Consider the following 12,541-nt stretch of genomic DNA (forward strand, 5'->3'; position numbering starts at 1 on the left):
ATGCGCGCCAACACCAACCTGTTCTGGATCCTGTTCGTCTTCTTCATCCTCGCGGATGCCGCGTACACCATCTGGGCGCTGATCTACTACGGCCGCCCGGAGTGGGTGGGCACCGTGGCGATCGGCCTCACCGGGATCATGTCCGCGTTCATCGCGTTCTACCTCGGCAAGGTGATGTCGTCGCAGGGCGGTGTCCTCCCCGAGGACCGTCCGGACGCGAACATCGAGGACGGCGACGCCGAGCTCGGGCACTTCAGCCCGTGGTCGTGGTGGCCGATCCTGCTCGCCGGTTCGACGGCCATCTGCTTCCTCGGCCTCGCAGCCGGCCTGTGGATCGTGCCGATCGGGCTCGCGCTCGTGACCGTCACGCTCGTCGGCTGGGTCTACGAGTACTACCGCGGCAACTTCGGACACTGATCCGATCCACCTGACACCTCGGGCGGCACCACATCCGGTGCCGCCCGAGGTGCGTCCGGGGCCCGTACCCCACCCGGACCGAGCTCTCGGCCGGCAGCGGGTATCCCGGAACCACAGGGAATCAACCGGCCCGTACGCGGCTTGACCCGTGCGGACCCCGCAACCACAGCGAAAGGACTCACCTCCGGTGACCGACAAGCGCACCCTCATCATCTTCGGCGCGACGGGCGACCTCGCCTCCCGCCTGCTGCTCCCGGGACTCGGAACGTTCCTGCAGAGCGGTCGAGCGGTCCCCGTCCAGCTGATCGGCACGGGCCGCAGCGCCCGCAGCGCGGAGCAGTGGAAGGACGTCGTCACGAAGTCCTTCGCGTCGCAGGACGTCAAGGGTCCCGAGGTCGACGCGACCCTCGAGTCCACGACCTTCATCCAGGGCGACCCGACCGACCCCGAGCACCTCAAGGCGCTGCTCGACGCGGCCGAGGCCGAGCCCATCCTGTACTTCGCGCTGCCGCCGCAGATCGCGTCGGACATCTGCGAGGCGCTGCAGGGCGTCGAGCTGCCCGAGGGCACGACCCTGGCGTTCGAGAAGCCCTTCGGCACCGACGTCGCCAGCGCCGAGGCCCTGAACAAGACCGTGCTCGAGCTCGTCCCCGAGGAGCGCGTGCACCGCACCGACCACTTCCTCGGTCGCACGACGGTCCTGAACATCATCGGTCTGCGCTTCGCGAACCGTCTGTTCGAGCCGATCTGGAACGCGGACAACATCGAGAAGGTCGACGTCTTCTACGACGAGACGCTCGGGCTCGAGAACCGTGCGCAGTACTACGACGAGGCCGGTGCCCTGGTCGACATGATCCAGTCGCACCTGCTGCAGATCCTCGGCCTCGTGACGATGGACGCCCCGGCCGCCATCGACGCCGTCGAGTTCCGCTCCTCGCTCGCCCGTGTCCTCCGGTCGACCCGCCTCAAGGGCGACGACCCGAAGATCGCCTCGCGCCGCGCCGTCTACACGGCCGGCACGATCGACGGCAAGGAACTGCCGTCGTACCAGGACGAGGACGGCGTCGACAAGTCGCGCGAGACGGAGACGCTCGCCGAGATCCAGGTCGAGGTGGACACCGCCCGCTGGAAGGGCGTGCCCTTCACCCTCCGGTCCGGCAAGGCGCTCGGCGCCAGCCGCAAGGAGGTCCTCATCACCTTCAAGCCCGTCACGCGCCTGCCCTCCGGTCTGTCCGGTCGGCCGAAGGCGGACACGCTGCGCATCGTCCTGAACCCGGACGAGATCGAGCTGAGCGTGTCGGCGAACGGCGGCGGCAACCCGTTCGAGATGGGGCAGGTCACCCTGTCGTCGTCCTTCGACGACGGCGAGCTCACCCCGTACGGCGAGGTCCTCAACGGCATCTTCCACGACGACCCGCTGCTCTCGATCCGCGGCGACGTGGCGGAGCGCTGCTGGGAGATCGTCGAGCCGGTCGTGGACGCCTGGAAGTCGGGCGACGTCCCGCTCGAGGAGTACCGCGCGGGTTCGCGCGGCCCGGCGGACTGGGAGTCGTCGTCCTGACGGACGCCGTCTCCTGACGGACCCACCTGACGGACGGGAGGCACGGTGCCAGCTGGCACCGTGCCTCCCGTCCGTTCGTCCGGCGTGTCTCCGTCACCGCGGCGGGGTTGCTGCCCATCGCACCTGACCTGGACGACCGATCCGCGCATCGGAAGCAGGAAGGAACGGCCTCCCTTGCGCGGAACGGTCCCCCTTGCGCGGAACAGCCTCCCTCACGCGGAACAGCCTCCCTCACGCGGAACTGCCTCCTTCGCGCGAGACGGCCGAGCGCGAGACCGCGGTGCGCGAGCGGGCTCCTCAGGAGGGGGCGCCGGCCCGACGGCCGCCGCCGGTCCAGGACCGCGTGCCCCCGTCGTGCACGGCGAGCCGCGTCCGGTGTCCCGACGAGGTGCCGCGCGCGCGGGCGATCGCGTCCGCCGCGGACACGAGCGTCAGGTGGGAGAGCACCTGCGGCGTGTTCCCGATGTGGTGGCCGGTGGCGACGTCGATCTCCTCCGAGAGCATGCCGACGTCGTTCGTGTACCCGACGAGCACGTCCATCAGGCGTTCGGCGTCCTCGACGCGTCCGGAGGCGGCGTACTGCTCGACGAGCCAGAACGAGCACGCGAGGAACGGGTGCTCGCTGCCGGACAGGCCGTCGAAGCCCGACGTGGTCCGGTACCGCAGCACGAGGCCGTGGTCGCCCACGCGCAGGTCCTGTTCGATCGCCGCGACCGTGCCCGTCATCCTCGGGTCGTCGGCGTGCAGGTACCCGATCTGCGGCAGGACGAGCAGGCTCGCGTCGACCTCGTCGGTGTCGTAGTGCTGCCGGTAGCTGCCACGCTCGGCGTTCCAGCCGTGCTCCTCGATCTCGGCGCGGACCTCGTCGCGCAGGCGGCGCCAGCGGTCGACCGGGCCCTCGAGACCGAACTCCTCGACGGCGGCGACCCCGCGGTCGAAGGCCGCCCAGATCATCGCCCGCGAGTGCGTGAAGTGCCGCCGCGGCCCGCGCATCTCCCAGATGCCGTTGTCCGGTTGCTGCCAGTGCTCCTCGACGTACCCGAGCAGGGCACGCTGCAGCGCCCACGAGTCGGCGTTCTCCTCGACGCCGAGCTCGCGGGCGTCGTGCAGGGCTGCCAGGACCTCGCCGAAGACGTCGCCCTGGTACTGCGTCGACGCACCGTTGCCGAGCCGCACCGGCGTCGAGTCGAGGTAGCCGGGGAGCTCGTCGAGCGTGCGTTCGGGGAGTTCGCGTTCGCCGGCGATGCCGTACATGATCTGCACGTCGGCCGGGTCGCCGGCGATCGCGCGGAGCAACCACCCCCGCCAGTGCATCGCCTCGTCCCGGTACCCGTGGGCGATGAGCGACGCGAGTGCGAGGGACGCGTCCCGGAGCCAGACGTAGCGGTAGTCCCAGTTGCGTTCGCCACCCGGGTCCTCCGGGAGGCTCGTGGTCGCGGCCGCCACGACGCCGCCGGTCTGTCCGTGGGTCATCGCACGGAGCAGCAACAGGGAGCGTCGGCTCGCCTCGGCGTACGGACCCTCGGTGTGCGCGGTCGCCATCCAGTCGCGCCACCAGCGTTCCGTCGCCTGCAGGGCGGCGTCGACGTCGAGCGGCTCCGGCGGCTCGCGGTGCGACGGGTACCAGGTGAGGACCGTGTCGACGACGTCGCCGTCGTGCACGGTGACGGTGTGGGTGTGCCGGTGGTCGTCGGCCCGGAAGCGGACGCCGCGGACGACGACGGAGCCCGGGCCGGCGGTCGCCAGGAGCGCGGGGTCCTCGTCGCCGCCGATCTGGCGGACCCAGGGGAGCGCACGGGCGTAGTCGAAGCGGATGCGGAGCGACTGTTCGATCTCCACGGAGCCCCGCAGCCCGCGGACCCGACGGACGATCGCCGCGCGGTGGGCGCCGATCGGCATGAGGTCGGTGACCTCGACGACGCCGGTCGACGTCGTCCACACGGTGGAGAGCACGAGGGTGTCCGGGTGGTGGTGCCGCGTGCTCGTGGCGTCCGGGGCGGTGGGGCGGAGCGACCAGTGCCCGTGGTCCTCGGTGCCGAGCAGCGACGCGAACGTCGACGGGCTGTCGAAGCGCGGCAGGCACGCCCAGTCGATCGTCCCGTCGCGGCCGACCAGGGCTGCCGTGTGGGTGTCGCCGATGAGGGCGTGGTCCTCGATGCGGTTCGGCGGGGTCGCGGTGCTCATGGCTCGATCCTGGCACCGGCGGCCGTCGTGCGGCCCTACGGCGCTGAAGGTGTGCACAGCGCAGCCGTCGGATCTGCCTGTGCAGGGATCAGAGCGGCGCGGACGGGTCGGCGTCGACGAGACCGACGCGGTCGAGTTCCGACCACATGCCGGCACCGTCCGGGGCGTACACCCACGGAGCGGAACCGGCGCGCGTGCGCTCCTGCGCGCGCGAGCGGCCACCGGCGAGGACCGCCTCGCTCGTGGACAGCTGCCGGATCGCGACACCGGCCACGTTCTCCGGGTGCTCGCGCGCGAACTCGCCGTAGAGGCTCTCGTCGTGCTGCCCGTCGTCACCGACCAACAGCCACTGCACGTCCGGGAAGTCACTGGCGAGCCGCCGGAGGTTCTCCTGCTTGTGGAGCTGACCGCTCCGGAAGAACCGGTCGTGGGTCGGGCCCCAGTCCGTCAGCAGGAGCGTGCCCGACGGGTACATGTTCCGCGTCAGGAAGCGCTGCAGCGTCGGTGCCACGTTCCACGCGCCCGTGGAGAGGTACACGGTGGGAGCGCCGGGGTGCTGCGCGAGGACGCGCTCGTAGAGCACGGACATCCCCGGGACGGGGCGGCGGGCGTGCTCGGTCAGGACGAACGAGTTCCACGCCGCGAGCATCGGGCGGGGGAGCGACGTCACCATGACGGTGTCGTCGATGTCGGAGAGCAGGCCGAAGCGCGTGGCCGGGTCGACGATGAAGACGTCGGCCTCGACGTCGCGCATCCCACCGGCCGAAAGCCGCACCGTCTGCCATCCGGGTTCGAGGTCGATCGGGACCTTCACGTCGACCACGCCGCCGCGGTCGGACTGCACCACGTGGGTCGTGCCACCGGCCGTCACGGTGACCTCGGCGTCGTCGACGGCGACGCTCGTGAAGCTCCGCCAGCCGCGCACGCCGTAGTACGAGGCGTCGGACGCCAGACCGCGACGGGTCAGCAGCACCCGGCAGAGCACGCGGATCCAGCCCGGTGCCCCGTAGCCCGTGTAGGGGATCACGGTCGGCACCAGGCCGCGCCGTCGCGCCCGGTGCTCGCGGAACTCCTGGACGGCGTCTTCGATCCGGGCGGCCCGGTGGAGGATCGGTTCGGCCAACGACGGCTCGTGGGGCGTCGGGTCGGGCATGACTCCATCCTTCCACGCGGGCGACGTCGGCGGCGGTCGGTGGACGACCGGAACGGGGTGAGTCGCAGCGATGTTCCAGCCGGTCTGTGCCAGAGTCCTTCCCGTCGCTTCCCACATGACCGCGCTCCGACAGGAGTGCAAGAGGAGAACACGTGCTCGTCACCGAGGTATCGAACGCACTGCCGGGGGGATCATCACTGCTCAGGAACGAGCCGGTCCAAGCCCGCAGTTCGGCGCGCCTCGCGGGACTCCTCGACGCCGCGGCGGCCGTGATCGACGAGATCGGCTTCGAACGGCTGACCACCGCGATGGTCGCCGAGCGCGCGGGGGCGTCGATCGGCACGGTCTACCGGTACTTCCCGGACCGCATCGCCGTGGTCGAGGCGCTGGCGATCCGGAGCACGCAGCGACTCGCCGAGCGCTTCCTCACCGCCCTCGACGAGAGCGACGCCACCACGTGGCAGGACGCGCACGACGCGCTGATCGACGCGACCGTCGAGATGTACCGCTCGGAGCCGGGCTTCCGCGCGATCCGCTTCGGCGATCCCGCGGACACCGGCACCGGTGACGCCGAGGACCGCATGGCCGCGCTGGGGGCGGCCGTCGCGCAGGTCCTGCACGACCGCTTCGGCTACCCGCTCGGCGAGCGTCCGGAGCGCGCCTGGGTCGTGCTGGCCGAGTCCGCGCACGCCGTCATCGCCCGAGCGCTCCGCGACCGGTCCGCTCCCGACACCGCGCTCATCGAGGAGTACCGAACGATGAGCCGTGCGCACCTCGAGGCGGTCGCAGCGGCCGCCTGAGCCGCGGTCGGTCCGCGCGCGACGCGCCCGGCCGACGCACCGGACCATCCACCGACGCCCGTGCTCCCGAACAGGGAGTGCGGGCGTCGTTGTCCGCGAGCCGTCATGACGGGTCACGGTCGAACGCTGTCCTCGATGCGCGGGTACGCTCGTGCGGAGTCGGGCTACCTCCGAACAGAAGGGCACCCACATGATCGAGTTCCGCTCGGTGCGCAAGACGTACCCGGACGGCACCAACGCGGTCGACGACTTCAGTCTGGTCATCCCGTCGCGGACGACCACCGTCTTCGTCGGTTCCAGCGGCTGCGGCAAGACGACCCTGCTCCGCATGATCAACCGGATGGTCGACCCGTCGTCGGGGACGGTCGAGATCGACGGCGAGGACGTCGCGGGGGTCGACCCCGTGCAGCTCCGTCGCAGGATCGGGTACGTCATGCAGAACGCCGGGCTGCTGCCCCACCGCAAGGTGGCGGACAACATCGCGACCGTGCCGCTGCTGACGGGCGTCTCGAAGGGCGAGGCCCGTGCCCGGGCGCTCGAGCTGATGGACACCGTCGGTCTCGACCGCGCCTTCGCGGACCGGTACCCCTCGCAGCTGTCCGGCGGCCAGCAGCAGCGCGTCGGTGTCGCCCGCGGTCTCGCCGTCGATCCGAACGTCCTGCTGATGGACGAGCCGTTCGGTGCCGTCGACCCGCTGGTCCGCAGCGACCTGCAGGACGAGCTCATCCGCCTGCAGCGCGAGCTCGGCAAGACGGTCGTCTTCGTCACGCACGACATCGACGAGGCGTTCAAGCTCGGCGACCAGGTCGTCATCCTCAAGAAGGGCGGCGAGATCGCACAGCTCGGTACACCGGCCGAGATCCTGGCCGAGCCCGCCGACGACTTCGTCGCGAACTTCATCGGGGCCGGGCGTGGACGGCGGGCCCTGCGCGTCGAGCAGACCCCGACCGGACCGATCGTCGTCGACGGTGACGGACGGGCGGCCGGTGTGCTCACGGGTCCGGTCCAGGTGGTCGACGCCGCAGCCGCGGTGCCGCAGGCAGCAGAGGCCGGGGCGCGTGACACCGCTCCGGGTGCTCCGGCGCAGGGTGGGGGACCGCGGTGAACTGGATCCTGTCGAACCTCGACACGATCAGTGACGCCACGATCGCGCACCTCGCGATCGCGATCCCACCGATCATCATCAGCTTCCTGCTCTCCATCCCCATCGGCTGGATCGTGGTCCGTCTGCAGCGGCCGGGCGGATCGCGGTTCGCGGCCGGTGTGGGCAGCGGCATCGTGACCTTCGCGGGCCTGCTGTACGCGATCCCGTCGCTGGCGCTCTTCGTCGCCCTGCCGAGCATCATCGGCACGAGCCTGCAGAGCCCGGTGAACGTGATCATCAGCCTGACGATCTACGGCCTCGCGCTCATGGTCCGGTCCACGGTGGACGGTCTGACCTCGGTCGACGCCGGCACGAAGGCGGCGTCCACCGCGATGGGCTACTCGGGCGTGCAGCGCTTCTTCCGCGTGGAGCTCCCGCTCGCCGGACCCGTGCTGCTCGCCGGGCTGCGCGTCGTCGCGGTCTCGACGATCTCGCTCACGACGGTCGGTGCCGTGCTCGGCATCCGGAGCCTGGGGTCGCTGTTCACCGACGGCCTCGCACGCGGCATCACCGAGGAGATCCTCTCCGGCATCGTCATGGTGCTCGTGCTCGCCTTCGCGCTCGACGGCCTGCTCGTGCTGCTCGGCCGGCTGGTCATGCCCTGGACGCGTCGAGCGCCCCGGAGCCGTCGCACCGCGCGCCGGGTCCTGCAGCGTGCGGAGGTGGCCTCGTGATCATCGGTCAGGCGTTCGGCTGGGTGTTCGACCCGGCCAACTACACGGGCTTCAACGCGATCCCCGGGCGGCTCTGGGAGCACGTCTGGATCACCCTGCTCGCCGTCGCCATCGCGTCGGTGATCGCGGTCCCGATCGGGTACGCGATCGGCCACACCGGCCGGGCGCGCGGCCTGTCGATCGCCCTGTCCGGCGGCATCCGCGCCCTGCCGACGCTCGGTGTGCTGTCGCTGTTCGGCCTGCTGCTCGGCATCGGACTCGAGGCACCGCTGCTGGCGCTCGTGGTCCTGGCCGTGCCGTCGGTGCTCGCCGGCGCGTACGCGGGCATCGAGTCCGTCGACCCGGTGACGATCGACGCCGCGAAGGCCCAGGGCATGACCGGCTGGCAGGTCCTCTGGAAGGTCGAGATCCCGCTCGGGCTGCCGCTCCTCATCGGTGGCGTCCGCTCGGCCGTGCTCCAGGTCGTCGCGACCGCCACCCTCGCCGCGTACGTCGGTGCCGGTGGCCTGGGCGGGTACTTCTTCCTCGGCCTCAAGACCCAGGACTACGCCGAGATGCTCGGCGCGTCCATCCTCGTGATCGCGCTCGCGATCGCGTTCGAGATCGTGTTCGCCGCACTGCAGCGGGCGTCCGTGCCGAAGGGCACCCTCGACCCGTCCGCGCGGCAGCGCCAGGGATCGCGCGAGCGAGCCCGCAATCCCATCCCGGAAGGAAACCCATCGTGATCACAGCACGGATCCGCGTCGTCCTCGCCGCCGCAACGGCACTCGGCGTCGCCGCAGCCCTGACCGGCTGCTCGTCTGGTGACCCGCTGAGCAGCGGCTCCAGCGCGTCCTCCGACTCGAAGACGATCGTCATCGGCTCGCAGCAGTACTACTCGAACGAGATCATCGCCGAGCTCTACGCGCAGGTGCTCGAGAAGGACGGCTTCACCGTCCAGCGCAACTTCAACATCGGGCAGCGCGAGGTCTACATCCCGCAGCTCGAGAAGGGTGCGATCGACGTCATGCCGGAGTACAGCGGCAACCTGCTGCAGTACTTCGACAAGGAGTCCACGGCGAAGACGGCCGACCAGATCGACGACGGTCTCGAGAAGGCCCTGCCGAAGGGGCTGCGCGTCCTCGACGAGGCCGAGGCCACCGACCAGGACAGCTACACCGTGACGAAGCAGTTCTCCGAGGAGAACGACGTCACGAGCCTGGCGGACCTGAAGAACGTCAAGGAGAAGCTGACCGTCGGTGCGAACTCCGAGTTCCAGACCCGCCCGTACGGCCCCGAGGGCCTGAAGTCGGTCTACGGCGTGGACGTCGACTTCACGGCGGTCGAGGACTCCGGCGGCGCCCTGACGGTGAAGGCGCTCAAGGACGGCACCGTCCAGCTCGCCGACATCTACAGCGCGGACCCGAGCATCAAGGCGAACGACTTCGTCTCGCTCAAGGACCCGGAGAACCTGATCCTGCCGCAGAACGTCATCCCGGTCGTCTCCGACAAGGTCGACGAGAAGGCTGCCGACGCGATCGACTCGGTGAACGAGAAGCTCACCACCGAGAAGCTCATCGAGCTCAACGAGAAGAGCGTCACGGACAAGGAGAAGGCTTCGAAGATCGCGAAGCAGTTCCTCCAGGACGAGGGTCTGCTCTAGTCGGGCGGCGCTCGGCGCCGACCAGGACTGAACGACGGGTGTCGGGCTTCGGCCCGGCACCTGTCGTCGTTCGTGGAGTGGCCGTACCGGCACTGCTGTTCCGCACGGTTGTGCCGACCACTGCCGCTGCACGTTCGTGCAGAGGTGGCCTCTACAACTTGTCGAAGGAGGTGTCCGGCCGGTAGCGTGGAGGTGTCCCGACGGGGTGACAAGTACCAGTTCCTCCTCCTGGAAGAGGCATCTCTCGTGCACGAACAGCGCGCGGCGGACCGGCTCGGGCACGCCGCATGAACGACATCCTCGATCCCCTGATCCTGTCGCGGTGGCAGTTCGGTCTGACGACGATCTACCACTTCCTCTTCGTCCCGCTGACGATCGGCATGGCGCTCGTCGTCGCCGTCTTCCAGTCCGCGTGGGTGCGGACCGGACGTGCGCACTACCTGCAGCTGACCCGCTTCTTCGGGCGGATCTTCCTCATCAACTTCGCGATGGGGGTCGTCACCGGCATCGTGCAGGAGTTCCAGTTCGGCATGAACTGGTCGAACTACTCGCGGTTCGTGGGTGACGTCTTCGGCGCCCCGCTCGCGCTCGAGGGCATCCTCGCGTTCTTCTTCGAAGCGGCGTTCATCGGCATCTGGATCTTCGGCTGGGACCGCCTGCCACGGGCCCTGCACCTGGCGAGCATCTGGTGCGTCAGCGTGGGCACGATGATGTCGGCCTACTTCATCCTGGCGGCGAACGCCTTCATGCAGCACCCGGTCGGCTTCGCGATCAACGAGACCAAGGGCCGCGCCGAGCTCACCGACATCTGGGCCGTCCTGACGAACAAGGTCGCGCTGGCCGCCTTCCCGCACACGCTCTTCGGCGCGTTCATGGTCGCGGCCTCGGTGATCATCGCGGTCGCCGCGTGGCACCTGGCCCGCAACCAGAACCTCGAGACGATGATGCCGGCGCTCAAGTTCGGCATGTGGACGATGCTCGCATCGGGTGCGCTGACCGTGCTGTCCGGCGACCAGCTCGGGCTCACGATGGTCGACACCCAGCCGATGAAGATGGCCGCGGCCGAGGCGCTCTACAACACCTCGACGGGCAAGGACGCCTCGTTCTCGATCTTCACGCTCGGGACCCCGGACGGTGTGCACGAGCTGTTCTCGATCCGCATCCCGTACCTGCTGTCGTTCCTGTCGACGCACACCTTCACCGGTACGGTCGAGGGCATCAACGACCTGCAGGCGCAGTACACGCAGGTGTACGGCCCCGGCGACTACAAGCCGATCATCTGGGTCACCTACTGGTCGTTCCGGTGGATGATCGCCCTCGGGGTCGGCGCGGTGCTCGTGTCGGTCGTCGGCCTGTGGCTGACCCGCAAGGGCCGGTTCCCGACGCAGCGCTGGGTCTGGCGCGTGGCGACCTGGTCGGTCCCGCTCCCCATGGCCGCGATGATCATGGGCTGGGTCTTCACCGAGATGGGCCGCCAGCCGTGGCTCGTGTTCGGTCTGCTCCGCACGGCGGACGGCGTCTCACCGAACGTCACCGGGGTCGAGGTCCTCATCTCCCTGGTCGTGTTCACGCTGGTCTACGGCGCGCTCGCGGTGGTGGAGTTCCGGCTCGTCAAGAAGGTCGCGCAGGAGGGCCCCGCCGCTCCTGCGGAGGTCGACGAGGCCACCGGCGAGGTCAAGCACGAAGTGACGGTGTACTGAGATGGACCTGCCCGTTCTCTGGTTCGCGATCGTCGGACTCTTCTTCGTCGGGTACTTCGTCCTCGACGGGTTCGACTTCGGCGTCGGCATGTCCCTGCCGTTCCTCGGCAAGGACGACACCGACCGCCGAGTCCTCATCAACACGATCGGCCCGGTCTGGGACCTCAACGAGACCTGGGTCATCGTCGCCGGCGCCTGCCTGTTCGCGGCCTTCCCGGAGTGGTACGCCACGATGTTCTCCGGGTTCTACCTCGCGCTCCTGCTCATCCTCGTGGCGCTCATCGCCCGTGGGGTGTCGTTCGAGTACCGCCACCAGCGGAAGCACCCGGAGTGGAGGCGCCGCTTCGACCTGATGATCGTGGTCGGCAGCGCCGTCCCGGCGTTCCTGTGGGGCGTCGCGTTCGGCAACGTCGTCCGGGGCATCCCGATGGACGCCGAGCACAACTTCACCGGGACGTTCCTCGACCTGCTCAACCCGTTCGCGCTGCTGACCGGGCTCGCGACCCTGCTGGTGTTCTTCACGCACGGCGTCGTGTTCGTCGCGCTGAAGACCGAGGGCGACATCCGTGTGCGTGCGAAGCGGCTGGCGACCCGTGCGGGCGTCCTGACGATCGTCGTCGGCGCCGCGTTCCTGGTGGCGATGGCGTTCGTCCGCGCGACCCCGGCCAGCCTCGTGCTCTCGGTCGTCGCCGCGCTCGCGCTCGTCCTCGCGGTGCTCTGCACCGCCTGGGGCAAGGAGGGCCGTGCCTTCGCGCTGATGGCCGTCACGATCGCCGCGGTGGTCCTCGCGATGTTCACGGCGATCTTCCCGGACGTCATGCCCGCATCGAACGACCCGGCGAACAGCCTGAACGTCACCAACGCGTCGAGCGGGCAGTACACGCTCACCGTCATGAGCTGGGTCGCGCTGATCTTCGTGCCGCTCGTGCTGGCGTACCAGGCGTGGACCTACTGGGTGTTCCGCAAGCGCGTCTCGCGGGCCCACATCGACCAGGCCGCGCACTAGGAGGAACCCGGTGAAGCCGCTCGACCCCCGTCTGCTCCGCCTGTCGCGTTCCGCGCGCTGGTCCGTCGTCGCCTCGGCGGCGACGGGCCTGGTCCGCACACTCGCCACCATCGGCATCGCGTGGGGGATCGCCAGGGCGGTCACGCTCGGCGTCGACGCGGTGCGCGACGGCCGGCTCGCCGAGGGAGCGGTCCCCGCCGCGTTCGTCCCGACGCTCGCGCTGCTGGCCGGCGCGTTCGTGGTCCGTGCCGTCGCGGCGT

Annotated in this window: 11 protein-coding genes and 1 pseudogene; 10 read left to right on the forward strand and 2 right to left on the reverse strand. The window is 69.9% G+C overall.

The genetic code is table 11. From position 1 onward, the window contains the following. Complete coding sequence (locus tag D8M35_RS07020) at positions 1-417, forward strand: cytochrome c oxidase subunit 4 (protein ID WP_126891199.1); 417 nt, start codon at positions 1-3, stop codon at positions 415-417. A 187-nt stretch (positions 418-604) separates the two neighbouring features. After that, positions 605-1,978: a glucose-6-phosphate dehydrogenase gene (locus D8M35_RS07025; RefSeq protein WP_126891200.1), complete on the forward strand. Its 1,374-nt coding sequence runs from the start codon at positions 605-607 to the stop codon at positions 1,976-1,978. Between the two features lie 297 nt (positions 1,979-2,275). Here the strand turns inward: D8M35_RS07025 and D8M35_RS07030 are convergent, their stop codons facing one another. Next, entirely contained in the window at positions 2,276-4,162 is a 1,887-nt protein-coding gene (locus D8M35_RS07030; RefSeq protein ID WP_126891201.1) for a glycoside hydrolase family 15 protein, read from the reverse strand. An 88-nt stretch (positions 4,163-4,250) separates the two neighbouring features. Next, entirely contained in the window at positions 4,251-5,315 is a 1,065-nt protein-coding gene (locus tag D8M35_RS07035) for an App1 family protein (protein WP_126891202.1), read from the reverse strand. A gap of 152 nt (positions 5,316-5,467) precedes the next feature. Between D8M35_RS07035 and D8M35_RS07040 the strand changes: the two genes are divergently transcribed. The 8 genes and pseudogenes from D8M35_RS07040 to D8M35_RS16780 form a co-directional block, all read left to right on the forward strand. Continuing rightward, on the forward strand, positions 5,468-6,115 hold the full coding sequence (locus tag D8M35_RS07040) for a TetR/AcrR family transcriptional regulator (protein ID WP_126891203.1): 648 nt from the start codon (positions 5,468-5,470) through the stop codon (positions 6,113-6,115). A 190-nt stretch (positions 6,116-6,305) separates the two neighbouring features. Next, the gene (locus D8M35_RS07045; protein WP_126891204.1) at positions 6,306-7,220 is read left to right on the forward strand and encodes an ABC transporter ATP-binding protein; all 915 of its coding nucleotides are present in this window, start codon (positions 6,306-6,308) and stop codon (positions 7,218-7,220) included. After that, complete coding sequence (locus D8M35_RS07050; protein ID WP_126891205.1) at positions 7,217-7,933, forward strand: ABC transporter permease; 717 nt, start codon at positions 7,217-7,219, stop codon at positions 7,931-7,933. Before D8M35_RS07045 ends, D8M35_RS07050 begins: the two co-directional genes overlap by 4 nt. Further along, positions 7,930-8,658, forward strand: a complete 729-nt coding sequence (locus D8M35_RS07055) for an ABC transporter permease (protein ID WP_126891206.1) — start codon at positions 7,930-7,932, stop codon at positions 8,656-8,658. Before D8M35_RS07050 ends, D8M35_RS07055 begins: the two co-directional genes overlap by 4 nt. Next, entirely contained in the window at positions 8,655-9,575 is a 921-nt protein-coding gene (locus tag D8M35_RS07060) for an ABC transporter substrate-binding protein (RefSeq protein ID WP_126891207.1), read from the forward strand. Before D8M35_RS07055 ends, D8M35_RS07060 begins: the two co-directional genes overlap by 4 nt. A 287-nt stretch (positions 9,576-9,862) precedes the next feature. Then, positions 9,863-11,275 (forward strand): cytochrome ubiquinol oxidase subunit I, encoded by a 1,413-nt coding sequence (locus tag D8M35_RS07065; protein WP_126891208.1) that lies wholly within the window; start codon positions 9,863-9,865, stop codon positions 11,273-11,275. Between the two features lies 1 nt (position 11,276). After that, on the forward strand, positions 11,277-12,281 hold the full coding sequence (cydB, locus tag D8M35_RS07070; RefSeq protein ID WP_126891209.1) for a cytochrome d ubiquinol oxidase subunit II: 1,005 nt from the start codon (positions 11,277-11,279) through the stop codon (positions 12,279-12,281). A gap of 10 nt (positions 12,282-12,291) precedes the next feature. Continuing rightward, positions 12,292-12,541: pseudogene (locus D8M35_RS16780) on the forward strand (thiol reductant ABC exporter subunit CydD); the annotation flags it as partial.

The organism is Curtobacterium sp. HSID17257 (genome assembly GCF_003989515.1).
GTDB lineage: Bacteria > Actinomycetota > Actinomycetes > Actinomycetales > Microbacteriaceae > Curtobacterium.

Bases quoted from the DNA above. Each gene is read 5' to 3' on its own strand.
- D8M35_RS07020 (WP_126891199.1), top strand. From the start codon at position 1: ATGCGCGCCAACACCAACCTGTTCTGGATCCTGTTCGTCTTCTTCATC.
- D8M35_RS07030 (WP_126891201.1), bottom strand. From the start codon at position 4,162: ATGAGCACCGCGACCCCGCCGAACCGCATCGAGGACCACGCCCTCATC.
- D8M35_RS07035 (WP_126891202.1), bottom strand. From the start codon at position 5,315: ATGCCCGACCCGACGCCCCACGAGCCGTCGTTGGCCGAACCGATCCTC.
- D8M35_RS07045 (WP_126891204.1), top strand. From the start codon at position 6,306: ATGATCGAGTTCCGCTCGGTGCGCAAGACGTACCCGGACGGCACCAAC.
- D8M35_RS07065 (WP_126891208.1), top strand. From the start codon at position 9,863: ATGAACGACATCCTCGATCCCCTGATCCTGTCGCGGTGGCAGTTCGGT.
- cydB (WP_126891209.1), top strand. From the start codon at position 11,277: ATGGACCTGCCCGTTCTCTGGTTCGCGATCGTCGGACTCTTCTTCGTC.